The organism is Peribacillus simplex, from assembly GCF_001578185.1.
GTDB classification, from domain to species: Bacteria; Bacillota; Bacilli; order Bacillales; family DSM-1321; genus Peribacillus; species Peribacillus simplex_A.
Genome location: NZ_CP011008.1, coordinates 2,279,272 through 2,305,334 on the forward strand (window position 1 = coordinate 2,279,272; position 26,063 = coordinate 2,305,334).

23 protein-coding genes and 3 pseudogenes are annotated in these 26,063 nt (G+C 35.6%); 19 read left to right on the forward strand and 7 right to left on the reverse strand.

The features are described 5' to 3' along the window. The first annotated feature begins 177 nt into the window (after nucleotides 1-177). From nagE to UP17_RS10745, 9 genes are all read left to right on the forward strand, one after another. Nucleotides 178-1,653, forward strand: a complete 1,476-nt coding sequence (nagE, locus tag UP17_RS10705) for an N-acetylglucosamine-specific PTS transporter subunit IIBC (protein ID WP_061462998.1) — start codon at nucleotides 178-180, stop codon at nucleotides 1,651-1,653. 452 nt (nucleotides 1,654-2,105) lie between these two features. Further along, nucleotides 2,106-2,528: a DUF1801 domain-containing protein gene (locus UP17_RS10710; protein WP_061462999.1), complete on the forward strand. Its 423-nt coding sequence runs from the start codon at nucleotides 2,106-2,108 to the stop codon at nucleotides 2,526-2,528. Nucleotides 2,529-2,594: 66 nt separating this feature from the next. Further along, nucleotides 2,595-3,638, forward strand: a complete 1,044-nt coding sequence (locus UP17_RS10715) for an oxidoreductase (protein WP_061463000.1) — start codon at nucleotides 2,595-2,597, stop codon at nucleotides 3,636-3,638. 182 nt (nucleotides 3,639-3,820) lie between these two features. After that, nucleotides 3,821-3,967 (forward strand): hypothetical protein, encoded by a 147-nt coding sequence (locus UP17_RS27515; protein ID WP_155727294.1) that lies wholly within the window; start codon nucleotides 3,821-3,823, stop codon nucleotides 3,965-3,967. Nucleotides 3,968-4,582: 615 nt separating this feature from the next. Then, nucleotides 4,583-4,906, forward strand: coding sequence for a PadR family transcriptional regulator (locus UP17_RS10720; protein WP_061463001.1), 324 nt, complete (start codon nucleotides 4,583-4,585; stop codon nucleotides 4,904-4,906). Nucleotide 4,907: 1 nt separating this feature from the next. Then, nucleotides 4,908-5,285, forward strand: coding sequence for a DUF1048 domain-containing protein (locus tag UP17_RS10725; protein ID WP_061463002.1), 378 nt, complete (start codon nucleotides 4,908-4,910; stop codon nucleotides 5,283-5,285). An 18-nt stretch (nucleotides 5,286-5,303) separates the two neighbouring features. Next, complete coding sequence (locus tag UP17_RS10730) at nucleotides 5,304-5,648, forward strand: DUF1048 domain-containing protein (protein WP_061463003.1); 345 nt, start codon at nucleotides 5,304-5,306, stop codon at nucleotides 5,646-5,648. A 1,071-nt stretch (nucleotides 5,649-6,719) separates the two neighbouring features. After that, nucleotides 6,720-7,247, forward strand: a complete 528-nt coding sequence (locus UP17_RS10740; RefSeq protein ID WP_061463005.1) for a hypothetical protein — start codon at nucleotides 6,720-6,722, stop codon at nucleotides 7,245-7,247. Nucleotides 7,248-7,253: 6 nt separating this feature from the next. Beyond that, nucleotides 7,254-7,622 carry a hypothetical protein gene (locus UP17_RS10745; RefSeq protein WP_061463006.1) on the forward strand — a complete coding sequence of 123 codons (369 nt, stop codon included), beginning with the start codon at nucleotides 7,254-7,256 and terminating at the stop codon, nucleotides 7,620-7,622. Nucleotides 7,623-8,179: 557 nt separating this feature from the next. On the opposite strand, the gene UP17_RS10750 is transcribed toward UP17_RS10745, so the two are convergent. The 3 genes from UP17_RS10750 to UP17_RS10760 all read right to left on the reverse strand — a co-directional run bounded on the left by UP17_RS10750 (nucleotide 8,180) and on the right by UP17_RS10760 (nucleotide 10,930). Then, nucleotides 8,180-8,899, reverse strand: coding sequence for a LytR/AlgR family response regulator transcription factor (locus UP17_RS10750; RefSeq protein ID WP_061463007.1), 720 nt, complete (start codon nucleotides 8,897-8,899; stop codon nucleotides 8,180-8,182). A gap of 125 nt (nucleotides 8,900-9,024) precedes the next feature. Then, the gene (locus UP17_RS10755) at nucleotides 9,025-9,657 is read right to left on the reverse strand and encodes an accessory gene regulator ArgB-like protein (RefSeq protein ID WP_061463008.1); all 633 of its coding nucleotides are present in this window, start codon (nucleotides 9,655-9,657) and stop codon (nucleotides 9,025-9,027) included. Then, nucleotides 9,650-10,930 carry a sensor histidine kinase gene (locus UP17_RS10760; RefSeq protein ID WP_061463009.1) on the reverse strand — a complete coding sequence of 427 codons (1,281 nt, stop codon included), beginning with the start codon at nucleotides 10,928-10,930 and terminating at the stop codon, nucleotides 9,650-9,652. Before UP17_RS10760 ends, UP17_RS10755 begins: the two co-directional genes overlap by 8 nt. Before the next feature lie 416 nt (nucleotides 10,931-11,346). Here UP17_RS10760 and UP17_RS10765 point away from each other — a divergent pair, with 416 nt between their 5' ends. From UP17_RS10765 to UP17_RS10780, 4 genes are all read left to right on the forward strand, one after another. Beyond that, the gene (locus UP17_RS10765) at nucleotides 11,347-12,621 is read left to right on the forward strand and encodes an aspartate aminotransferase family protein (protein WP_061463010.1); all 1,275 of its coding nucleotides are present in this window, start codon (nucleotides 11,347-11,349) and stop codon (nucleotides 12,619-12,621) included. Then, nucleotides 12,618-13,565: an inositol monophosphatase family protein gene (locus UP17_RS10770; RefSeq protein ID WP_061463011.1), complete on the forward strand. Its 948-nt coding sequence runs from the start codon at nucleotides 12,618-12,620 to the stop codon at nucleotides 13,563-13,565. Before UP17_RS10765 ends, UP17_RS10770 begins: the two co-directional genes overlap by 4 nt. After that, nucleotides 13,543-14,580 (forward strand): zinc-dependent alcohol dehydrogenase, encoded by a 1,038-nt coding sequence (locus UP17_RS10775; RefSeq protein WP_061463012.1) that lies wholly within the window; start codon nucleotides 13,543-13,545, stop codon nucleotides 14,578-14,580. Before UP17_RS10770 ends, UP17_RS10775 begins: the two co-directional genes overlap by 23 nt. A gap of 445 nt (nucleotides 14,581-15,025) precedes the next feature. Further along, entirely contained in the window at nucleotides 15,026-16,240 is a 1,215-nt protein-coding gene (locus UP17_RS10780; RefSeq protein ID WP_061463013.1) for an MFS transporter, read from the forward strand. Nucleotides 16,241-17,233: 993 nt separating this feature from the next. Here UP17_RS10780 and UP17_RS28725 read toward each other — a convergent pair. Further along, a complete protein-coding gene (locus tag UP17_RS28725) occupies nucleotides 17,234-17,416 on the reverse strand; it encodes a tyrosine-type recombinase/integrase (RefSeq protein WP_061463014.1) in 183 nt (60 codons plus the stop codon). Between the two features lie 491 nt (nucleotides 17,417-17,907). Here UP17_RS28725 and UP17_RS10790 point away from each other — a divergent pair. The 5 genes and pseudogenes from UP17_RS10790 to aiiA all read left to right on the forward strand — a co-directional run. Further along, nucleotides 17,908-18,129, forward strand: a pseudogene (locus UP17_RS10790) (saccharopine dehydrogenase); the annotation flags it as partial. Between the two features lie 490 nt (nucleotides 18,130-18,619). Further along, nucleotides 18,620-18,868 (forward strand): annotated as a pseudogene (locus tag UP17_RS29515) (GNAT family N-acetyltransferase); the annotation flags it as partial. Nucleotides 18,869-18,940: 72 nt separating this feature from the next. Next, nucleotides 18,941-20,091 (forward strand): IS3 family transposase gene (locus tag UP17_RS10805; protein ID WP_434218687.1). Its coding sequence is split into 2 segments (ribosomal slippage): nucleotides 18,941-19,190 and nucleotides 19,190-20,091, totalling 1,152 coding nucleotides; the frame shifts between segments, so codons are not numbered across the junction. Nucleotides 20,092-20,131: 40 nt separating this feature from the next. After that, nucleotides 20,132-20,359 (forward strand): annotated as a pseudogene (locus UP17_RS10810) (GNAT family N-acetyltransferase); the annotation flags it as partial. A 291-nt stretch (nucleotides 20,360-20,650) separates the two neighbouring features. Beyond that, nucleotides 20,651-21,406, forward strand: a complete 756-nt coding sequence (aiiA, locus tag UP17_RS10815) for a quorum-quenching N-acyl homoserine lactonase AiiA (protein WP_061463018.1) — start codon at nucleotides 20,651-20,653, stop codon at nucleotides 21,404-21,406. Nucleotides 21,407-21,737: 331 nt separating this feature from the next. Here aiiA and UP17_RS29520 read toward each other — a convergent pair whose 3' ends face one another. The 3 genes from UP17_RS29520 to UP17_RS10830 form a co-directional block, all read right to left on the reverse strand. Beyond that, nucleotides 21,738-22,679 (reverse strand): SRPBCC family protein, encoded by a 942-nt coding sequence (locus UP17_RS29520; RefSeq protein ID WP_081108793.1) that lies wholly within the window; start codon nucleotides 22,677-22,679, stop codon nucleotides 21,738-21,740. A 2-nt stretch (nucleotides 22,680-22,681) separates the two neighbouring features. Next, on the reverse strand, nucleotides 22,682-23,197 hold the full coding sequence (locus UP17_RS10825) for a MerR family transcriptional regulator (protein ID WP_250211793.1): 516 nt from the start codon (nucleotides 23,195-23,197) through the stop codon (nucleotides 22,682-22,684). Between the two features lie 789 nt (nucleotides 23,198-23,986). Then, nucleotides 23,987-25,174, reverse strand: a complete 1,188-nt coding sequence (locus tag UP17_RS10830) for an MFS transporter (protein ID WP_061463019.1) — start codon at nucleotides 25,172-25,174, stop codon at nucleotides 23,987-23,989. A gap of 122 nt (nucleotides 25,175-25,296) precedes the next feature. Here UP17_RS10830 and UP17_RS10835 point away from each other — a divergent pair, with 122 nt between their 5' ends. Then, nucleotides 25,297-25,743, forward strand: a complete 447-nt coding sequence (locus UP17_RS10835) for a MarR family winged helix-turn-helix transcriptional regulator (RefSeq protein WP_061463020.1) — start codon at nucleotides 25,297-25,299, stop codon at nucleotides 25,741-25,743. The last annotated feature ends 320 nt before the right edge of the window (nucleotides 25,744-26,063 follow it).

Genomic DNA, 26,063 nt, shown 5'->3' on the forward strand with positions numbered 1-26,063 from the left:
AAAGTCCGGTTGGACTTTTCTTTTTTTTTTAACTTTCGATGGAGGAGTAAATCGCTAAGACTTTATTCCTGAATATAGCAAATTTAAAAATGAAATGAAGTTCTAAAATGGAAGGAACCGTTGTCTAATAGAATATAGGGTTTGCCCTAAATCAGTAATTGTCAGGAGGAAAGCGGGATGAAAAAATATCTTCAAAAAATTGGACGTTCCTTGATGCTGCCAGTAGCCGTATTGCCGGCAGCCGCCATTTTAATGGGGATCGGTTATTGGATAGATCCAGCAGGATGGGGAGCCGGAAGTCCGTTAGCAGCTTTCTTAATAAAAGCAGGGTCTTCGATCATTGACAATATGGCTATCTTGTTTGCTGTAGGGGTAGCGTTGGGGATGTCGAAAGGAAAAGATGGGGCCGCTGCTTTGAGCGGGCTGGTAGCCTATCTGGTCATAACGACATTGCTTTCCACGGACTCGGTAGCGATGCTGCAGGGAATTGATGCAAAAGATGTAAATCCAGCATTTGAGAAAATAAAAAATGCATTTGTCGGAATTCTCTCAGGGCTTGTAGCTGCAGCTATGTATAATCGATTCAGTAAGGTCGAGCTGCCGGATGCACTCGCTTTCTTCAGCGGTAAACGACTTGTCCCCATCCTTACTGCTGTTGCCATGTTACTTGTTTCCCTTATATTATTTTTCATATGGCCACTCATCTACTCCTGGTTAGTTATATTTGGGGAAGGAATAAGTGAAATGGGTGCTGCTGGAGCAGGACTCTATGGATTCTTCAATAGGCTGTTGATACCAACAGGTTTACATCATGCGTTAAATTCCGTTTTCTGGTTCGATGTAATAGGACTTAATGATATCGGCAATTTCTGGGCTGGAAAGGGAATAAAAGGAACCACAGGCATGTACCAAGCCGGATTCTTTCCCGTCATGATGTTCGGGTTGCCAGCAGCAGCTCTTGCGATGTACCATACGGCAAAATCCCATAAGAAAAAACAAGTGGCATCATTAATGCTCGCTGCAGGTTTCGCTTCGTTTTTTACAGGTGTTACTGAACCATTGGAATTTGCTTTCATGTTTGTTGCACCAGCCCTTTTTGTGGTGCATGCCTTATTAACCGGAATTTCGTTAGCTATTGCTGCGACTTTCCAATGGACAGCAGGGTTTGGTTTTAGTGCAGGATTCATTGACTTTGTTTTAAGTTCAAGATTACCAATGGCAAATGAACCATATATGCTGCTTCTTCAAGGACTGGCTTTCGCCGTTATCTATTATTTCTTATTCCGCTTCTTGATAACAAGATTTAATTTAATGACACCCGGAAGAGAAGATGATACAGAAGATGAGCTTGATGGTGGAGGAGCGAGTGCACAAGCAGGCAGCAGTCTAGACGGTTCTAATCAGAGTAAATTCTTTGGGATGGCCTCTGCAATTTATGAGGGGCTGGGCGGAGACGCTAACGTAACAACTGTAGATAACTGCGTTACCCGTTTAAGAGTTGAAGTGGAGAGTATGGGAGCTGTCGATCAGAATAAAATCAAATCAACAGGGGTTGCAGGAATTAATATCGTTGGTCCCCAAAGCATTCAAGTCATCGTAGGGACACAGGTGCAATTCATAGCCGATGAAATTGAAAAGATCCGACGGCAATAGGGAACCGGTTAATCTGTTATTTTGCTCTCCAATTCCCTATGCAACTATTGATTTACTCTAATCTACGGTCAGTATTGTTCCTTCTCATCTTTTCTGATCGTAGAGATTTTTATGAAAAAGTACCGTTTTAAACGTACCAATAAATCGATTTTCATTTAATCGAATCCTAATATAGTAAATATACCTTTATACACTTTGCCCTTAAATTAGAATAAAATGAATCGATGTTCTATAATATATTAAGGGTATTGTATTAAAGGATTTGCCATGAGGCTTGGAGAATTAGTAATGAAGCTCGTCCGTCATGCAATTGAATGGTTAGGATTTCATCGAAAATTAATGTTTTAGCTGCATACATACACGTCACCGCTAAAAACATGATCGTCTAGGGTATTAAGTTTTTGGCAAAGGAAATCTTTTGAATTTTTACTAGTATAGGAGAGGTTCCGGTCATGTATAAACCAAAAACCAAAGAAACTGACAGCAGTGTCACTGAGTTCATTGAGAAAGTCGATAATCTAAAAAAACGTGAAGACGCATATAAATTATTAGATATTTTTACCGAAACGACAGGTTTTGAGGCAAAGATGTGGGGACCGAGCATCATTGGTTTCGGTACCTATCATTATAAATATGAATCTGGTCACGAAGGTGATGCCCCTCTAGTTGGCTTTTCACCTCGTAAAGCAAAAATCAGTCTATATTTTACTCCGGGCGACAAAAGAAGGGTAGAATTGTTACAGGCATTTGGAAAACACACCACCGGAAAAGGATGTGTATACATCAATAAAGTGGCAGATATCGAAATTAATGTTTTGAAAGAATTGATTAATCAGTCTGTAAAGTTTTTGAGAGAAACATATCCGGACAAATGATGAAAAATAAAGCATAAAATCAGTTTTATGATTGTATCAGAGGAACAAGAAAGCGAGAGGGAACGAATGAGAAAAATTAAAGTCGGTATAGTTGGGTATGGATTGTCAGGGGCTACGTTTCATGCGCCATTACTAAGTGTTTTAGGGGAATTTCAAATAACGAAAGTAGTCAGCTCCAAAAAGGAAAAAGTCCAAAAAGATTTGAAGGATGTGGAAGTTGTAAGCAGCTTAGAGGATATTCTTGAAGATGCGTCCATCGATTTGGCTGTTATTACGACACCGAGTGGTTTACATTATGAAATGGCCAAGCAAAGCTTGTTAGCCGGGAAGCATGTCATCCTGGAAAAGCCGATGGTAGTGGAAGCTTGGGAGGCAGAGGAGCTCATTAAGATTGCCGAGGAAAAGAATCTGCTATTAAGCGTCTATCATAACCGGAGATGGGATAATGACTTTTTGACGGTTAAAAAACTTATTGATGATGGAGTGCTTGGGGAAATCAATACATACCAGGTCCATTATGATCGATTCAGGCCAGTGGTCAGGAATAGATGGAGGGAAAAACCAGGCCCAGGAACAGGTATGCTATTTGATTTAGGATCACATCTGATCGATCAAGCCTTGTATTTGTTTGGGTTGCCGCAATTCGTTTGGGCAGATGTATTTTCGCAAAAAGAGAATGCCCAAACGGATGATTATTTCCATGTGATATTAGGATATGAAAAGCTGAGAGTGATATTGCATTCAGGCTCGATTGTACCGGTTAATGGACCGCGGTTTCAAGTGCATGGAAGTAAAGGATCATTTATCAAGTACGGTCTTGATTGCCAAGAGACGGCGTTGAGTGAGGGGAAAAAACCGGTGGATGGATCTTGGGGTTCAGATGATCCTGAGTTTTATGGCAAGCTGGTTACCGTTGAAGGTGAAAATGAGACACATGAAACCATTGAAACTCTGCATGGTTCTTATTTAACGTATTACCAGGCAGTTGCCGATAGTATATTGAACGGGAAAAAAGCTCCAGTCACTGCTCAGGAGGGGCTATCGGTCATTAAAATCATTGATGCGGCTTTCGAAAGCAGTAAGGGGAAGAAAGCGGTTTTTATTAAATGAAATCCATTTGCCCCTTATAACAATATGAAATGAGAAGAACGGAATGATAAGCGGCCTAATTCCCTTACAAGCGGAAAAAGGCCGTTTTTTATTATGGTCAAATGCCTGATTTCCTGGTTTATTAGGGAAATCAAACCTATATATATCGCATATACTCGTGAATTCGAGCTTTCCAGAAGAATTTGAGCTGTTTACGCACGAAATTGGAGCAAATATTCATTAAATTGAGCGTTACTCGTGAATTTGTGCCATTTACTCGTGAAATTGGAGCAAATACTCGTGAGATTCGTGCATTTACTCGTGAATTCGAACGGTACGTAAGATTTTGAGCTATTTACGCACGAAATTGGAGCAAATACTCAAGAGATTGAAGCGTTACTCGTGAATTTGTGCTATTTACTCGTGAAATTGGAACAAATACTCGTGAGATTCGTGCATTTACTCGTGAGATTCGTACAAATACTCGTGAATTCGAACGGTACGCAAGATTTTGAGCTGTTTACGCACGAGATTGGAGCAAATACTCAAACGGAAAATCATGTTGTAGGACTTCATCGGGCACATGAAGCGTTAATGATATAGCCAAAATGACAGGTGTCCCACGTTCCACTATTTATGCTGAAGTGAAAGAGATGACTAGTAATAGCTAATCGTCTTTTTTCTTGTGGCATTGTTGTAGTTTTAAAATAAAGTCGTACCTTATATAAAAAGATGTACCGATTTAAATAAAGTTAAATCGTTTATAAAAATGATAAACCGAAATCCATACTTTATTTTGGTTTTCCTTTTTTTATTCTGCATGTACAGCAAAATCCTTTTGTATCTTTTTAAATTTATAATTTTTTTAATGCACACTTGACACCCTCGCTACATAGTATTACAGTATACCAGTACTCATTAATACCGAATACCTGTATAACTTATTAGCTTAGGAGGTGTATGCTGTGGAAAATTTAACAGAAATGCTCAAAGGTGTGTTGGAAGGTTGTGTGCTGGAAATTATCAGCCGGGGAGATACTTACGGCTACGAGATTACCCGTCGCCTCAATGAAATGGGCTTTAAAGAGGTTGTTGAGGGTACGGTCTACACCATTTTGGTGCGACTGGAAAAGAAAGAATTAGTGAAATTCGAGAAAAAGCGTTCTGAAATGGGTCCTCCTCGCAAATTTTATTCATTAAATAATGCAGGACACGAGGAACTCGAACAATTTTGGGGAAAATGGAATTTTGTTTCATCAAAAATTAATACCCTAAAGGGGGAGAAATAATATGAAGAAATTTATAGAGCTAATCATTGGCGATTTAGAAAGCAAGAAGGAATACAAAGCATTTATGAAAAAAGTAAATTCCCTACCGAAAGATTACGCATTTGTGTTCAAAAAGATTCAAAAGTACATGTGGAATTTCGGATATGGATTTGGTGAAGAAATCATCAATTTGTATGAACTGTTTGAAGCTAGTGCAGCAGAAGGCAAGCATGTGCTAGATGTTACCGGTGAAGACGTGGCGGCATTTGCCGATGAATTGATGGCTCTCTCAAAACTAGATGGAGAATCGGCAAGTATATTAGGAGGGCAAGTAGATTTGAAAAAAGAAATTGAGTGTAGAGTTGAAGAGCAAGTAAAAATATGGACGAATAAAAAATAAGGTAGGAGGTTAAATATCATGGTGAATTTCATCAAAAAGATACTTGACGACAAAAAAGAATACAAAGAAATGATGGCGCGTGTGGAAGCTTTGCCAGGCAACTACCCAGAAGCCTATAAAAAAATTTGCAACTATATGTGGGGTTTCGCCTCTGGAAGCGGCATGGATATGCTGAGAATCCAGTATGATCTCATTGATTTGTTTGAAGATGGTGCGGCAGATGGCAAAGACGTATTGGAAGTGACAGGTGAAGACGTGACAGCATTCGCCAATGGACTTATCGACCAAGCGAAAAGATGGGATGATAAGTTACGCAATAATTTGAACAAAAGCATTCTGAATCGTGTGGGTAAGAAAAAATAAGCGTTGAACAACCCAACTGAATAGCTTTTTTGGAAAACAAGCTGTTCAGTTATATTTTTTAACAACTAAGTAGTATAACTGATTATCTGTCGGAAGGTGATATTTTTATAAACCCATATATACCAACGGTTTTCTGATGACCCATTATTATGGATTATACAGAAATTCATACAAAGTAGATTTACCGCCATTTGTCGAGCTTATTTTTTCACTATTTCCCATTTTTTTTGCATAAATCAGGGGTGATATATCATGGAACGTAAAATATGTATGTATTGCGCTAAATGGGACGATATGTCTGATATGACCCCTCTTTATGAAAAGGGGAAAGATCACGTGGAATATTATTGTGATGGTTGTGTTAATTCCGTGAAAGATAATTTGTATAAACTGCCATATCATCACCTATTCACTTGGGATACCAAAGGGAATCCTATACAAATTAAATGTAAATAAAAAACACTGGACTGTTGAGTTCAGCAGCAGCTTTTAAATTTTCTGGATGCTGTTCAATACTGTACGTCCAGGGATTCGGATTTACCTGAGCGACTATATCCCCGGTTGTCATGTGTGATACAACGATAATTAAACTAATAACCCAGTAAAAGCACTCCTTTCGATTCTCACTATTTTAAATAATTTTATAATATACCATGAGGATATCTATATTAAGCGAAAAAATTCTCTTATGTTATGTTTTATAGCTTAGTCATTTTCTGCAATTGCTATTATCTCAAACTTTAATACACTTGAAATCACAAAAAGTGCTTGTATTGAAAACAATAAGAAACCTAACATTGAAAAGGACTTCTTAGCTATTAACTGGTCTGTATCCTGTGAATAATACATATGGTTATTTCACTAACGGTACTTTACTTATTACCAGGGTCTTACCAGACAAGGATAATGCCGGTTATAATAAAGCCGTTCGTTTTTGGAATTTGTCTAGTTATTAAGTAATAGTCTTAATGTCTTTTCGAATAACTATAATAATGGTGAAATATTCATATATATTAGGTGATTCTGGATATACAATCAATGCGATTTCCTACCAGATAGGGTGACTTAAAAATGGCATCTATTGTTTACACAGTAATATTAATTGTTAGTTTTTTATTTTTAGTGTGGAAAAATGACGATAAAGAATCTTATTTCCCGTTAAAAATAATTGGATACTTTATATTAGGTTCATTTGCCTTTAATTTCAATCAAATTTCACTTCCACCTGGGTTTGTAGTGTATCTGATATTTTTTCGACCTAAGTTAAATGTACAGGTAAAACGAATAGCTGCGGTTTTTGGTTTTCTTGCATTTATATTCGTCCAATGGGCCATACCATATGCCATGGATGGCTGGGGAAATCGCCCTATATTCATTGAGCATGAACTTGGTTCAGTATATACGATGAACTTTCAAGAAGAATATGAACTAGTCAAACAAGAATTAAATCTAGAGAATAACAGTTTGAGGCTTGAGGATTTTGAAGTAGACTATACTGAAGACGGTAGAATTACAGACTTAAGCTGGCAACTAATTGGGCAAAATGGCAATAGCTATAATCTTTATGAAATTCGATATGATATTGATAGGAATAGGTAGCAGGTTATGAATAGTCAGCTTGAAACATGGCTCCAATACAATCGATTAATTGATGCTGAGCATTTTTTTGAAAATCTTAATGTGCTTGATATAAAAGATATTACTCATGCTAAGGGTGACTTTTCTTCCTATGTTATACAAAGTACAGGGGAACGAATCAATTATGCAGTAGAAAATCGAACTTATGTCGTATCAAATGGAGAAACACAATTATTAGATGATGAGCAGTTACCAGTTGAAGGTTATTATATTTCAACATTTGCAATGAAGAAAACGGGAGAAGAAAAAGATGATCAAGAAAATATCACACAAGAAAGCTTCGAAGGTACTGAATTATCTGATTATCTATTTGATGCAAGTTTTGGTGAGAAATGATAGAAATTATTGTTGAATATCTAGCATACTAAATTTCATCTAACGTAAGGTGTTTCTTCCATCAAGGCGAATCCTCCTAAAGATTCGTCTTTTATGAATCTTAAACTATAATGGAAAAATACGCTAAAATATAACTGCCTTTGTGAAAAAACTCTTAAGCTAACGGGTATGTTAGCTTAAGAGCGGAGCTGTTTTTAAGGCAGCTCTTTCTTTATGGAACTATCGGGGCAGCATTCCTGTAATCAGTGAAATTGAAGTTTGAACAAAAAAATAACTTGGTTGATGCCAAACGGGACTAAAAACAAGTTAATTATTTGGTCTTCTTCAACTCCAAAGAAAATTAAATATGCCCTTTGGAGGATACCTATTAATTCCCATCCGTAAGGGCGAAAAATCCATTCCCCCTTCGAAGGCCTACAGGGTACTCTGGGTTTAAACATGACAGCAATCATACCTATGGAAGTTTAACTGGTTACATGGCCAGTTAAACTTCTGGAATTAAAGATACGTAACGTACCAAAGAAATGTCTTCCTTTCTTTGGTACTTTTTTAAAAAACTAAAAATGTCGTTCGATGAGATTCTTTAAAGCCGTAAATTTGTGACGGCTTAGGGTAATCTTGTGATTACAGTGATGTAATTTTACATTATATGACTTCATATAATTGTCCGATTCTATGTATTCAATTTTGTCAATCGACACCAAATAGGATTGATGCGTTCGATAAAAATTACACTGATTAAGAATGTCTTCTAACTTATTTAAGCCTTCTGAGCATTCCACAGTCTCTGCATCTTTTAGGTGGATAAATGTTTTTCTCGCCTTTTTCTCTATATAGAGAATGCTGGAAGTATCGACTAAAAAGATTTTCCCATTCGTTTTTATGCCAATTCTTCTTGCCTTTTTATGGGTATAACTAAGGCGATCAAGCGTCTGCTTTAGTCTCACAATATTAATGGGCTTAGTTAAAAAATCTTCTGGGTAATATTTATAACCCTGCAAAGCGAAGTCTTGATAGGCACTCATAAAAATAATCTTGATTTGGGGATGACTTTCTTTCAAATAATGGGCAATGTCAAATCCATTGTACACAGGCATATTAATATCTAATAATATTACGTCAATGATCAGCCCTTGATCGATAGAACTAAACAATTCGCTCGCATCAGTTGTACTTAATATCATATCTACATTTGGGAAGTTATTAATAAATCCCTTAATCTCGTTAAGGATTGGTTCCTGATCGTCAATAACAGCTAGACGTATATATCCCATCATAACCTATTTTTCTTCATCTGGTAGCTCTGGCTCGTAGGAAAACCAAAAACAACTACTCATCGAGGTAATGGAATTAATAAATAACGATATCATTCCAATTGCAAAAGTTAGAAATTTTAACATAATCAATGTAACCCCTTTAAGGTAATTTTATATATAAAAGCATCTAAAATTAAGACGCTTTTCCCCCAAAAAACTGTTAAGGATAACCCTTGGAAAATTAAAGCAAACCAAACACAATACATTGTGGTTTGAGGTAGAAAAACACTCCATCCCGTACATAGAATGAATGTGATTACAGCCTTTATTTTCAGTTTTAACATACTTTTTTGTGTGAAAAGGTGCTTTTTTTTATGTAATATTGGTGCTTTTTGAGCAGTAATTAAAAAACTGATAAATAGTAATAAGATAAATAGAATCTTATAGGATGAAAGAACGTCTGTATATTTTACGGAAATAAATGTTATAAAAATAATTTGCAACGTGCTAAGAATAAGACATGAACAATACCCTTTGAAATGGGCACCTCCTGAAAACATTCGAAGGAGAGCCCCTGTAAGCAATCCGATTATGGTCTCTGGTAAAATCCCTAAAGGCCATACAAGTAGACTGACCAAAACAATTTGATTCATACCCGATATCATCCATTCAAGTCCATAGCGAATTTTATCTTTATTTTTTACGAGTTGTGGATTTTCAGAGACAACTAGATTTGAGAGGTTTGTTGCCAAATGGTTCGGTAAGAAATGCTTAAACATATTTCCCTCCATGTGGTATTTTTACAATGAATGTAATCATGTCCTCTATGACTTCTGGGTATATATGTCCTCCGTACTGCATGACAATACTTTCAACAATGGTCAATCCCTGTCCAGTGTTGTATGTATTAGTTTTAGTTGTAAAGCCTTGATCGAAGATACTCTCAATATTTTCAACAGTTCCATCCTCTATATAATTACTTACTTCTAATATATAATGGACATCATTTCTTTGGATTTTCATGTTGATATATCTCTTTTCCTCTTCTAATTGATCGACAGCTTCAATAGCATTAAGGATTAAATTTCCTAATATCTTATTTGTTTCATAAATCTTACAAGGAAAGGAAGATAAATTATCTCCAATGTAGTAGTACATGTTAATGCCTTTTTTTTCACCCTTCTCTTTGTAGGAAAGTAATAACCCCCCAACAGCTTCTGAAGCTATGGGTAATACATCGCTTACGTAGGATATTTCTTCTAGCACTGAGTTAACGTAGTCTACTGAATCAGTGTATTTTCCGCTGTTTAGCATTTGTTTTAGAGCTAATATGTGATGAATAAAGTCGTGTCGCTGGGAACGCATTGTAGTGATATGTTTAGAAATGTCTTCTTCATATTGATCATCTAAGGAAACAGCTAGATGCTCAATTTTTTTTACCATATGATACCGAATTAGATACAATAATGAAATTGTAATTATAACTAAAACTATAGCTGATGTTATGCTTAAAAGCTTTAACTGTTTGAATTCAAAAACGAAAATGTAAAACAAAAAAAGAAGGCCAAATAAGAAGACTAAAACAGATAAAATAGTATCGTTTTTATTATATTTTTTCTTGACTGGTATCGGAATATAATAATTTGCTTTTCTCAAGATGACATAAAATATTACCATTATCACAAGGTGTGAAACGGGCCTTACTAAAGGTAATGCACTCAATGAATGTATATATGGCAATTCTTTATAGAGCATGAATCCGATAACCTCTGATATTAACAATAAAAGACATCCTAGCAACACAGCAATAAATGAAGCAAAACTATTCAGGTTTGTGACAAATGTCAACAGAAATCCAATCGCTAAAATCGTTACTAGAAGGTAAGTTACCGAAGGCAATGTTTCTTTTACCATTAACAGAATAATACTTCCATAAAAACTTAGGATGCATATCGGGATCATTTTATCTTTCAAAGAAACTCCAATTAATCGATACCCCACAAGGATAATGACTAACGTTTCCAAAAAACCACCGAAAATCGTCAATAACACGACAAACTTCCTCCTTAACTTTATAAAAATACCATAAAAGGAATGATATAACATCCTACTTTTGGATATTTTATTCAAATATTACAATTTAGGGCAATATATTTGTGAATTGGGATAAATTAAACATAGTTAAGACCCATCTGGACCTTTATTACCAAATCAACAAATAATTCTGGTAATATTTGTTTTGTAATTAATGCAATTAAGGTTAAACATGGAAAGATCCCCATACAACAATTTTTCGGAATATTAGAAAATATTAGCGAGGGAAGTAATATGAACAAATGATTAAAGTTAAGTGAATGTATCTTTTCTCGTAATAGTTTTTGGGATTTTTAAAAGTTTAATTGAGTACTTAGATTAATTACAGTGCCTAGTTTTTTTATTTTAAATAACATAATAGGAGTGTTGTAAAAATGAATGGTAAAGTTAAAAGTTCAACAAATCCTGACAGTTTATACTATAAAGTAGATGACATTATTATGGAGAAAGGCGAAGGAATCTATCTTTATGATCAGGATGGGAATAAATATTTTGACTGTGCATCAGCTACATTCAACTTGAATTTGGGCTACAGCAATAAAGAAGTAATTAATTCAGTAAAAAACCAAATGGATAATCTTATTCATGTCACTTCCTCTTATCAGACAGATTCGGTAAATACATTAGCACAAAAACTTGTTGAAATTGCTCCTAGTAATCTCACAAGAGCACACCCGAAAGTTTGTAGTGGGTCAGCTGCGAATGAAGGAGCTATTAAAATGGCGCAGTATAACACCGGAAAGCGTGATGTTATATCTTTGTTCCGTAGTCATTTGGGACAAACCTATATGATGTCGGCCCTTTCAGGTAATTCTTTTCGAAGAGAACCTTTCCCGCCTCAATTTTCATTTGGATTGCAAGTTCCAGACCCTTATTGCTCGCGTTGCTTTTACAATCAAAAGCCTGATTCTTGCGGAATGCTATGTGTAGAAAGAATCAATGATTTTATTGAATATGCAAGCACCGGAAATGTTGCAGCCATTATGGTCGAACCGATATCTGGAAATGGAGGTAATATAGTTCCACCTAAGGGATATTTCAAATCATTAAAAAAATTATGTGAAGAACATGATATTGCATTAATTTTTGATGAGATACAAACCGGTTTTGGTAGAACTGGTAAAATGTTTGCTGCAGATTATTTTGATGTACAGCCTAATATGATGACTGTAGCAAAAGGGTTAGGTGGAACTGGATTCCAAGTAGCTGCCATACTTACTGAAGAAAAGTATGTAGGCATGCCTGGCCATCATCACTCATTTACGTATGGTTCGAATGTAATGGCGTCTGCAGCAGCATGTACTACGATTGACATTTTAAAAAGACCTGGGTTCTTAGAAAATGTGACTGTGGTTGGAGATTATATTATGGAGCGTTTAGAGGGAATGAAAGAGAAATTTAAGTTTATTGGAGATGTAAGAGGAGTAGGGTTAATGATTGGGGTCGAGATAGTGAAAGATAACAATGAACCTGATGTTGAACTTACTAATCATATTGCAAAATGTGCTATGGATCACGGCATAATTATCAGAACATCAAGATATGGCTACGGAAATGTTTTTAAAATTCGTCCACCTCTTACTATCACTCTAAGCGAGGCAGAGGAACTATGTCATAGATTAGATAGACTATTGGAGGAGATAAAGTGAAAAACTACATAATCGAGTTAGGCAGATACGTATATAGTAAAGTGAAAAATCAAAAGGGTACGTTAAAAAATCGTATAGTAAATGGGTACTCTCCGGGTGGGGATGCACAGTTTAATATTGATGCAGCAGCAGAAACTGCAGTTCTTGAATTTATCTCAGAAAAGAAAGAACCTATTGTATTTTATACTGAAGACGGTGGACTAAAGACAATAGGAGAAAATCCACAATACATTCTAATAGTTGACCCAATTGATGGTACTCGCCCTGCAGCTGCAGGGCTTGAAATGTCATGTATCTCCATCGCACTAGCAAAATACAAAGACAATTCTAAAATCAAAGATATTGAATATGCTTTCTTAATGGAGCTCAAAACAGGAAATTATATGTATGGAGATATTTTTTCGAATTTTATAGAGTTTGAAGGGTATAAGTGTGAATTACCAAACTTAAGTCATGGGAAAGATATTAAGAATATGTTTTGGAGTTTTGAGTTTAACGGTCATCCTACTAAATTAATGATCGATTCTTATGGCCATTTAATTGATGAATCTGCAAATAATGGCGGAGTATTTATATTTAATAGTGCATCATATTCTATTTCACGAATTATTACAGGTCAAATGGATGCATATGTAGATATTGGCAATAGATTACTTAAAGATAATCCAGAATTGTTACAAGACTTCCAAAAAGTAGGGAATGGTCAAGTATTACACCTATTCCCATATGATATAGCTGCAAGTGTGTTTTTAGCAAAAAAAGCAGGGGTAATTATTACTGATGCATATGGAAAGTCTTTAGATGAAACTTTGTTAACTGATATTAGCTTTAATAATCAACAGTCATGTATAGCAGCTTCTACCGAAGAATTACACCAAAAGCTATTGGAACAAATTAATTGGAAAGGGAGCGAAAAAAAATATGAAGGCATTGGTATGGACTGAAAATAAACAATTAGAATATAAAGAAGTCGAAGAGCCTCAGATACAAAAAAGTAATGATGTAAAAGTCAAAATATATGGGACAGGGATATGCGGAACAGACTTGAATGTGTTAAAGGGTAAGATGTATGCTTCTCCAAATATGGTTATGGGACATGAATCGGTTGGTATAGTAGCTGAAGTGGGAGAAAGTGTAAAAAATGTGAGAGTAGGAGATCGTGTTGTGATTGATCCTACACAATTTTGTGGAAAGTGTTATTACTGTAGGAAAGGATTAACATGTTATTGTGAAGAATTTGATGAATGGCAATTGGGGATCGGCTCTCATGGTACATTTGGAGAATATTATGTTGGGGAAGATAGATTTATTTATAAATTGCCTGATTCTATGGATTGGGAAAGAGCAACTTTAATTGAACCTCTTTCGTGCGTTCTTAGCGTTCTAGAAAAAGCGAATATAAAACCTGATGAATCAGTATTGGTCTTAGGTTCTGGACCAATTGGTCTAATGGTTCAATTGATTGCACGAAAACTCTCTAGAATTACAGTTGCTACAGAAATTGGCCATTTCAGAACAAAGGCTGCACAAAAAATAACCAAATATGTATATCATCCGGAAAAACTTAACTTAGAAGAAATTTATCGAATTAATCAAGGAAGAAAATTTGATGTGGTTATTGATGCGATTGGCAATCAACTAGAGTGGGCATATCCACTTATTGAAAAGGGTGGAAGACTTATTCCAATGGGTTTTGATGATACCTATGAGTTTACAGTTAAACCTTTTGAATTATTATCAAAAGGTATTACAATAGTTGGAACAGGAGAAGCGCACCATATGATGGAAAAAGCTTTGTCCTGTGCAATAGACCTACCAGAATTATCAAATTTAATTACAGATAAAGTATTACTTGAGGATTTTAATACAGCTATTGGAGATCTAATAGGCATTGATTCAGTCACTAATGAAAGAAAAGATATTAAGTCTATAAAAACTATTTTAGTTTCTGAATCGTAAATTATTTAAAAAATTTCTTACTATCACTGAAAGTCGGTCCGCATATAGGAGATTCAGAAATTGATTTCATAAAAAAAAGCCTCCTTAATTATGTTTTTATGGAGGCTTTTTTCTATGAAAAAGGGATTGGAATAAATATGTATGTAAATACCTGTCTAAACATAGTATATTCCTGGATATACAAGATATAGAAAACATGCTCAATGTTAAAATTTTAACAGAAATGAAACCATTGGCTACAAAATCAATTGTTATTTTTGATCAATCTAGTTTGTATGAACCAATATATAATTTAAGGTAATTGTACAAATATCTTTTTGTTTTTATTTTTTTAAATACTCTAGAACGGCTAGTGTATATATAGTCCGTATGTTACCCATTCTTAATAGTATTTTCAATGTTGATATCCCTTTCAAAAATAATAATTAATAGTGAGGAGAAATAATTGATGAAACGGTTGTTATGGATAAGTTTTTTCTCGTACATGTTAATTGCATTTACTTTAGTGATTATGGGCGCAATGCTTCCTGAGATTCTAGCTTATTATAAACAAAATTATAGTAATGGTGGATTACTTATTTTCAGTCAATTTATGGGTTTTTTATTCGGTGTAATTAGCATGCCTTTATTAGTAAATAAATTGGGAAGGAGAAATGTAGTAATTCTTGGTTTAATAATGATTAGTTTTGAAGTTTTTGCATTTTTTTTACCAAGTTGGCCGTTTCTTTTTCCGTTGGTTTGGTTAGCGGGATTTGGAGCAGGATTAGCCGAAGCTTGCATAGCTTCCATTATTTTGGTAACTTTTCAAGGCCAACAAGCCAGGGCAATGAGTAAACTTGAAGTCGCTTTCGGATTAGGGGCATTATTAATCCCCTTTTTATCTAGCTTACTCATAAGTAAAGGGATTTGGGAGTATGCTTTTTTAGTCTTAGGATTGAGTACCTTTATGATTACACTTGGTTGGAAATTACTATCTTTTGGTGAATTTGAAGAAATTCTTTTTAAAAATATTAACCATAATACATCCGCAAAAAAAGAGAGTGCTCATTATACTAAAAAATCATTTTTAATCATTATCTTTTCTGCAATGTTTTTTTTCTGTTATGGCGGAAGCGAAGTGTCTATTGTTCATTTTTTCCCTTCAATTTTTATGGAAGAGTGGGATATTCCTAATGCTCTTGCAACAATAACTGTAACTATTTACTGGTTGGCAATGGTAATAGGCCGTGCTTTAACTGGTGTAATTTCTGAGAAGATCACCTATAAATTTTTTTTACTTTTGATTACTATTGGAGGTATAGTCGTACTTACACTATTAGCTCTTAACGAAAATATTTGGTTTGCTTTCTTTCTATGTTTCTTATTGGGATTATTCATGGCAGGAATGTTTGCAATTGCTTTAATTATTACAAATCAGTATTTTCCTGGTCAAACAGAAAAAACAACTAGTATATTATTAGCTATGAATGGACTTGGTGGCTCATTAATTCCAATTATGATTGGACGAAGTATGGACATGTACCCGAGCCAAATCTCTTTTTGGTTATTATCTAGTATAATGTTAGTAATGTTAATTCTAATAATTGGAGTTCAAATTTTAGGATATAATAATAAAAAAGTGAGCATAGTAGAGCAGGAACATCGTTTTATAAAGAAGTGAGTACCGTTCTGCTAGGATTAAAAACGATTCAAATACCGAAAATCAAAAAGATGGGATTCTGTTCAAAGCGAAATTGCATAAAATTTTTGGAGTAGTATCATCATTTATATATGAAAAGTAAGAACACGAGTAGTATATTTCTATTTCAATACTCGTTGTGAAATAGAATTATACTACTCGCAGTTATGGGATATGGAATGCAGAAATTTTAGAAGTTAATCGGAAATCTGGTGGATTTTCTCACTATGATTTTACGATAATAATTAATTATGATACTTTATACAGGTCCACATAATCCACTAGAGGGTTCTGTCACACTAATTTTTGATGTAAAGTTAGATGGTGTTACTGTAACTGAAGTTCGAGAGTAATCTTTAAGAATATTTCTTCTTCAGCTAACAGATACGTTAGTTGAGATCCGGGGCTGCCACTCTTATTAAGTTTCTGAAGATCAGTCATTTTCCATGGATAATGGGAATAGAAGAAGAACAGGATTTTGTTGTAGATGTTGTAAACCATTAGTATGATTTTAAAGCTATAGCAAAAATCATCCAAGAGAACATAAAGTCTTTATTAAAGAGTTCGAAATTAATTGAGCATTTAAGCTATTTTGGTCTTTACCGAAGGTCGGTTTAATTACATTGTAAAAATATAAAGCTGGAGATATCCAGCAAATTCATGGTAGGCTTTGGAATACAAAAGGATTATTCTAAAAAAAAGGGAGAACAAGGTCATCCTGATGACTTGTTCTCCCTCTTTTGATCTTTTTCCTTATAAAAAGAAGAAGTTAAGTAAACATACATGAATTAGATGTAGGTGTGAAAATATCTTTTATTAAATCTGGACAATTTTTTATATCTTATAGATTTGAACCATTTTCGAAATGGATCTTTTAAGAGCACTCCATTCAATTGGAGTCCAAAATTCAGCAAAAATTCCTTTGAATTTGACGAGTTTCTTCTATTATATATACTCCCCAAACACATCTGATTTTCACAAATGAATCGCATGGCGTTCTTTTGCAAAAACCTTCTCCAAATAAATTTCTGTAGCGGAGAGCTGCTCATGGCCAAGGCTCTTCATAATCTGATAAACATCCACTCCATTTAAATGAGAAATGATGGCAAAGGCATGCCTAAATGTATGTGGACCAACGGAAGAAGAACGAAACTTCAAAAAGGGCAATCCACTCTTTTATGACTTTTGTTAAGAATTGAGACAAATAAGAGGGAGAGTAGGCACGGCCGGTATTGGTCGTAAAGAGAGGGTCGTCTCCTTTTGCTGCATCTATATCGTAAATCCCCTAGCTGAACGGAACAGTCGAATACTATTCATGCCTTTTTCTTTCACTGGTATTTGCCTTCGTTTATTTCCCTTCCCTAGTACTTCTAAAAAATACGTGCTGGTAATGGAATCATATTAAAGCTCTTCATTGCGCATACCTGTCATCGTTAGGACATGTATAATCGAAAAAACGATGGGGTGGTTAATTTTCCTGAAGGAATCAAGTAGCTGAATGACTTCCTTTGGTCCCAAATCACGGTTGGGCCGATCAAAAAATATAATAATGAATTGAAATCTTAAAAAAGGCTATGGCCATATTCGCGAAAAAGTAACCGAGACAGATCTTACCGAATTTATTGAGGAACACAAGAAACAATATCCCGTACAGAAGATGTGTGAACATAACAGATCTGTTAGGACAGACACATCTTACTGCTTTAGGAGCAGCTGTCCAAGCAGAGAACATTTTACAAACATCTGATATTGTAGTTCCGTATTCTGGAATTTACTTTCCGGAAAATCTATTAGATTTGGGTGTGAATGCATCTACAATATTAGATTTTTATAGGGAATATGGGGTTACTATTACGAAAGAAAATATATAAAAGGTACCGTTCTATTCGTGGTAGGGGTCACCATATCAAAAAAAGAAAATTGTACGTTTAGACACAATTTTGACACGAATTAAGATGTTTGGTGTACGCTAAGACTATTTTCCAGCTAAATAGGGACTATTTGGCACTGGAAATTCGATGTTTTTTAAAATATCAACTGGAATATTACTTTCACTAATGAGAAAAGTGACTGTAGTTTGTAAAGATATACCTTTAAGGACAAACCTTAAACCAAGGTTTGTAACGTTTATAAATCTATCAAAAAATATTTACAAACGTTTACTAAGTGCATATCACCTTTATAAACTTCTTAGCGTACAATTTTCTTAAAATGATATGGTGACCCCATCAAGCAAAGAAGAGCAAATACCCCAAATAACTTAATGGCAGTTTAGCCTAATAAGAATCAATGGTAAAATGATGAGAATTAATTATGCTATTGGGCTGGTCAGTTGTAATTTTATAAAGGAGTTGTGAAAAGTTGAAATATCGCAAAGCAAATATCGATGATATTGATAAATTGGTCGAGTTAAGAAAAAAGCAATTAGTTGATGAGGGGATAGAACCTAATATAGATATTGGTAGAGAACTATATGCTTTCTTTAAAAATAAACTAAGTGAAGGTACTTTAATTTAATGGCTAGTGGAAGATAATGAAGAAACTATAGCTTGTGGTGAAGTAATTTTTTATGAATTTCCACCTTGTTACACCAATAAGACTGGAAAAAAGTGGAGTTAGTATAGTTTCATGGACACATTTTAGTTAAGTCCTTACAATGATTTTTGAGAGGATGTGTTCGTATTGGAACGTAAGAATGCAGGTAAAAAATATAATAATGAATTCAAGAAGACTATTGTAGATCTTTATCACTCGGGTAATTCAGTAAGAGAATTAAGTGGCGAATATGGTGTATCAGACGTAACTATTTATAAATGGGTTAAAGAATTTACCCCTATCGGTTTAGGGAATGAGTCTATGACTCCGAAGGAATTAGCCGCCATACAGAAGGAAAACCTTCGGTTAAAGCAGGAAGTTGAAATCTTAAAAAAGGCTATGGCCATATTCGCGAAAAAATAACCGAGACAGATCTTACCGAATTTATCGAGGAAAATAGGAATCTATACCCTGTACAGAGAATGTGTGAAGTATTAGAAATCCCAAGAAGCAGCCATTATCAGTCTCTTCAACTTGTCGTATCCAATCGCGAACAGGAAAACAAAGAACTAATGAAGCAAATTCATATCATTTACCTAGAAAGCAAGGGACGGTATGGTGCTCCTAAAATACATCAGATCCTATTAACCAAAGGATTTTCCCTCAGTCTAAAGCGTGTTCAACGCTTAATGAGCAAGGCGAGTATTCGTTCTATCACGAAGAAAAAATACCGTCCTTATCCATCTAAAGAAAAAGTTATTCAGTTAGATAATTTGCTTAAACGAGACTTTACCACCCAGACCATTAATGAGAAATGGGTAGCTGATATTACGTATATCCACACGTTAAAAGACGGATGGTGCTATTTAGCTTCTGTATTGGATCTTCATTCAAAGAAAATAGTAGGGTATTCCTTTTCACGTTCTATGACGACAGAACTGGTCATAAAAGCTTTCGATAACGCTCACTCTTCACAAAAGCCCTCGGAGGGCTTAGTTCTTCATACGGATCTTGGCTCACAATATACAAGCAGTGAGTTTACTCAACATACCCAGAATCATCATATTAAGCAATCCTTTAGTCAGAAAGGTTGCCCGTACGATAATGCCTGTATTGAATCCTTTCATGCGATATTAAAAAAGGAAGAAGTCAACCACGTCCAGTATCTAGATTACCAAACAGCTAAATTAGCGATATTCCAATTTATCGAAGGTTGGTATAACCGAAAAAGAATTCACAGCAGCTTAGGATATAAAACTCCACAAGCCATTGAAGACCAAATTAGAAATACAGCTTAAGATTTAACTTTTTTGTGTCCAAAATATTGACTCAAATCCAAAGGCTTATATCACAAATATGTATACTAATGAAAATTATCGTGGGCAAGGAATCGCAACAAAGCTGTTAACTAAATTAGTTGATGAAGTTAAGATTTCAGGTATCTCACAAATATGGCTTGGGGCTTCAAAAATGGGTAGAACAGTGTATAAGAAGTTTGGTTTTATGGAAACTGATGAATTTCTAGAATTACGGTGTTTTTGCCCATCCACCGAAAAAGGGGAATAAGACAAGATATTCCAATGTGGAAAAGTAACTCTAAAATCAACCTTTATTGTATATTTTGGAGTTACTTGACGTTTACTTTTCTACGGAAAGTTGACACTTTTATCCTATGCCTAAAGGCGGGCTGAATTCCTGCATAGGCTTTCCAGTATCACTGAATTTGTAATGAAAAGTTGTGAACAATTGAAAAAATAATGGCTGAAATAATGAAAGGTGAGAAGGAGTTTATTTCTAATAAGCGAAATATTATATTGTATTGTTTTATCCTAAATTATTTGTAAAGGTGGATACATAATGACAGTAAAGAAGCTTTATTTCCTCCCAGCAGGTCGTTGTATGTTGGATCATTCTTCAGTTAATAGTACACTTACACCGGGTAAACTACTAAACTTACCTGTTTGGTGTTATCTTTTGGAGACAGAAGAGGGACTTATTTTAGTAGATACAGGTATGCCAGAAAGTGCTCTTAATAATGAGAATCTTTTTAAAGGTACATTTGTTGAAGGACAAGTTTTACCTAAAATGAATGAGAACGATAGAATCGTAAATATTTTAAAGCGTGCCGGATATGAGCCAGAAGATCTTCTTTATATCATTAGTTCTCACTTGCATTTTGATCATGCAGGAGGAAATGGCGTTTTTACAAATACACCAATTATTGTACAGCGTGCTGAATATGAGGTAGCACTCCACAGAGAGGAATATTTGAAAGAATGTATATTGCCGAATTTAAACTATAAAATCATTGAAGGGGATTATGAAGTAGTGCCAGGTGTGCAATTAATATATACACCGGGACATACGCCAGGGCATCAGTCATTATTAATTGAGACGGAAAAATCAGGAGGTCCAGTGTTGCTAACTATTGATGCATCATATACGAAAGAAAACTTTGAAGATGAAGTACCGTTTGCTGGATTTGATTCGGATTTAGCTTTATCTTCAATAAAACGTTTAAAAGATGTTGTTAGGAAAGAAAATCCGATTATTTTCTTTGGACATGATATGGAGCAAGAAAAGGGCTGTAAAGTGTTCCCAGATTATTTGTGATATAGCATATAAAAAGTCATGGGGCTCGTTAGTTCATGACTTTTTGTTTTGGGGTGTTATAAAATTCTTAAGTTGATGGGCATGAGGTCCTACCAACAAAACGCGGAAAACATACGCTAAGAGAATTTTGGGATGAAAAAGCCGATTTTCCCTACGTTAAGAGAGTAACATCAGGAAAATACGGACTTACAACGATGAGGAAATCCAAATATAAAAAAGCCTAATTTCTCGCTTTTAACACCGAGAAATTAGGCATTAGTTACTTCATTAAAGCGCCCTTTAGCTGAATAAGTAAAATTTCTATGTTAACGCCTATTTTAATAAAATTAGATTAGTGTTGCAATCCGCTAACCATTTTAGTCAGTTCCGCCTCAAGTCGATCAAAGTTCTGTTCATTAGCTTCGTAACAGAAACTCCTCACTTTTTCAGATTCATTAACTGATTTGTGTAGCATTTGCCATATAAGTTCGGTTTTGCCTTCTTTCTCAGCAAATGTAATGGTTAATAAAAATTCATGTATTGGCCCCAGATGGTGGATAACAATCTTTTCAGGTTCAATTATTTCGGAAAAGATGGATTTATTCTCATAATCTACACCATTGGGTCCATGCATAATGAAACGCCAAATTCCGTTTGGTCGCATATCGAATTCATGAAACGTATTAGTAAAGCCCTCGGGTCCCCACCATTTTTCCAAATGTTTCGGGTCACTGAATGCTTTGAACATGATTTCACGTGGCACATTGAAGATACGTGTGTTGACAATCTCACGATCAGAGATTGGCTCAGGAGAGTTAATAATCTTCGATATCCCAGAGGATACTCTTAACTCTTGATTATTTTTCAACTGTTCACCAAGCTGATCCAGCAAAATACTTGTCCCGTGCTCACGAACTGAAGCTGTATCATGTCCGTCTAGGAATGCGCCTTGCTCGGTAAAAATCAGGTGTGTTCCTTCATCAATTTGTTTAAACTCGACCGTTGCTACAGAAACGGAAATCCGCGTTTCATCGAGATCCATGGTGTAAGAATAGACAATACGGTGGTCAGGAATGATCTCCTGATAGTGAGCCTTAAATGTGTAAACAGGACCTCCTGGAGGGCCGCCATGATTTATCTCTTGTCCACCCACTCGAAAATCAAACTCTTCCGCCACAGTGAACCATTTTGCTTTAAGCTCTGGGTCCGCCCATGCAGCGAATACCACTTCAGGTGTGAAATTATACACCTTTTCAATAACAAAGGTATCGTGTGTTGCAAAGTGTTTTTTCATTCTCACTTCCTCCTTTTTTGGTGAGACGGATGATTAGAAAGGAATTCGCCAAGTCGATCAAATTGGCGCTCCATATTCTTTTGGCGCCCGTAAAAATAATTTTCATGACTTTTTTTCATCATTCCAATTGAATTTGTAAAATCTAGAACCGTCAATGTCTCTTTCGTTTGCAAAATCTCAGATACATTTTGTAAATCTTTTAACAGCTTCTGTTGAACTCTTATATTTTCTCTTAAACGTTCTATTTGAAGAGTCACCACTTCAATAGGGTTATACGTATCGTCGGCCAGGATCGATTTAATTTCCTCGAGCGTTAATCCTAAATCTTTTAGAATAAGAATTTGCTGTAACCGCGAAAGATCTGTGGCGTTATACAGGCGATATCCTGATTCTGAATAGTCTGATGGTGAGAACAATTCAATTTGGTCATAATACCGCAATGTCCGAATCGTTAAGCCTGTGAACTTTGCAAGTTCCCCTGTCTTCCATTTCTTCTTACCTGAAACTAAAATAACCACCCCCTTATGTCGCGAGAACTTTTACCGGTATGTTCACTATAAACCGTTACGTCACGTAAGAGTCAAGGGAAAATAAATTTTTTTGAATCATGAGAAAATCTTTATCCAACCTCGATAGCTTAAGTGTAACTTTTCACAAACAATCTTTAACCAGTATGTTTACTGTTCATGATTCTTCCACAATCTGGCCCGATTGTTGAACAAAAATAAAAAAGTCATTTAATTCATTAGTTATAGATAAATGACCATAAACGACCGTTTTTGGATATGGTAAGTGAACCTCTCTAAAAACCTCAAAAACTACTTAAATGCATAACCAAAAGAGACAGATTTAAATATTGAAGAGCATTTTGCAGACACGCTCCCTAATGATCATATGACTATTATACCGAACGTACATTCCTGTGTCTAATTATTCGTAAAACTGAAATTTTACGCAATGATGGGTCGATTACGTACGAGGCTTTTTCATACATTCGTGTTATACAATGGATTTCCCACATCTTCCTCAGATCTGAAACCCCTGCCAAACCTATTACTCTCTGTATAGGTACAAGTAAAGTATTACCGAACTCGTCCTTTAGAACTTTAATAATTCGGGATGCTAACCAGCGAGCCAAGTGTCCCCCTGATACTCGTGAATTCGAAGCAAATACTCGTGAATATTCTATTTTGGAGGATTTCGATTACAAGCAGAAAGGATATAAAAATCATAACGAAAACCCCGAATAGCGGCAGCTACTCGGGGTTTTTGTTAAATGAATAAAATTGATAGTACCTTCTTCAGGTCTAGGATAATGCCTTTGCATGAAGAGATCGCTTTTGCCAAGCCATAGTGATCATCAAAGTGATGAATAAGAGGAAAAGGCCCAACATGAACGGATAGGTAATGTGCACATCATACATCATTCCGGCAAGTGTGGGTCCGAGCACATTTCCGATGCTCATATACGCATTATTCATACCCATCGCAAAGCCCTGCTCATTTCCTGCCATCTTGGAAATCAGTGTGTTAAGAACTGGACGTAAGATGGAGGTGGAAAGGAAGATTATAAGTGAGATTAAAAAGAAAATTAGGTAGCTTGAAGCAAAAAGTGATAGGAGGAAACCGATGGCTGCAACACTGATAAAGATATTCAGCACATTCACTTCCCCAAAACGGCGTACAATCCGGTCGACGACAAACAATTGTACAATTACACTGACGATACCTGTGGCTGTAACCATTACGGCGATGTCCTTAGGACTTGAATTGAATTGATTATCAAGATAAAGCCCAATTACAGACTCATATGCCATTAAACCAAAGCTCATTACAAGTGTAATGATGAGTGGGATGAAATAGGGCATTTTCACGGATAGGGCAATCTTCTGAACCATCGTTTCAGATTTTGCATCCATGGGTTGAGTAACTTGTGCCGTTTCGCTTTCTTTTAAAACAAAAATGGAAAATACCACTGCCGACAGGGATACAAGCGCAGAAATCAAAAAGGGAAACTTCAAGCCAAAGTCAGCTAGAAATCCTCCAATTCCCGGACCGACTACAATACCTAGGGACATGGCGGCAGATACTAAACTATTGCCCTTAGCGCGCTGATCAAATGTGGTGATATCAGCTACATAAGCAAATATTGCCGGTATAAGCAATGCGGCACCGATCCCGCCGATGATACGCGAAGCATATAATAACCAAATGGAATTGACTGCATAAAAAATAAACATGGATAATGTCAAACCGACCAACCCATAAATAATCATTTTTCTGCGCCCAAATTGGTCTGTCCATTTTCCGGCAATTGGTGAAAAGATAAGTTGTGCACCTGCGAAAATGGCAATCATTAGGCCAGCGGCGGTACCGCCTTGATTAATGGAGGCCAGGTATGCTGGTAAAATGGGAATGATGATACCGAAACTTCCTATTGCTATAAACATATTGATCATTAGGATAATGATCTTTTTACGTTGCTCTGCGGACATGTACAGCCTCTCTCTCTCTTTATAGATCAATAACCATTTTAATTCGTATGGTTAATTTTTTGATACGTTAATTATGTTATAGTTTTAGATGGATAGTTGTCAATAAGAAAGGATTGTCAAACATGCATTCAGGTGAATTGTACAATTTACATATAGAAATCAAAGAACTAAGCAGTCTCTCACAGGAATTGGTGGAACCGTTATTGGTTAAATATGATTTAACCTCAGTACAGTATCGGGCATTGCAATTAATAGTCTTCAATGAATCCATGGCCGTTAAGTATGTTTCGAATCATTTGAAGATCAAACCTGCAGCAGGAACTGCGCTAATTGACCGGCTCGAACGGAAGAAATTGATTGAGAGGGTACACAGTGAGGATGATCGGCGGGTCGTTTTTATCCAATCAACCGAAAGTGGAAGGGAAACCTATCATTCCATCAATAAGTGTTTCGCCAAAATCTTTCGTGACTTTTATAGCGTCTTAAATGAAGAGGAAACGGAACGGCTTAAACAAATAGTGGGAAAACTGACCGAACACGTGACATCTCGCATAGAGAATAAAATATAGTTTCCTGGCATGTACAGGTTCCATTATATATAGATAGAAAGGCACTATATTAATTTTCATTTTGGTCTTTTTGAAAAATACGTATTAAAGCAGTGAATTTCAGTATAGCTTCACTGCTTTTAGGCGGTTAATTATCAGAATAATCAATTAATTTTCGAAGGTTTCTTTTGGGTTTATAAAATGACAGCATTGAAAATAAGATCTTCTTCAGGAAAAAATAGCGGGCATTCATTTACTTTGTTACAATTCGCTTTGATTTTAAGGACTTATTGGGCATCCACTTAATTGATCACTCTATATAAGTAGATTTGCAATGGATA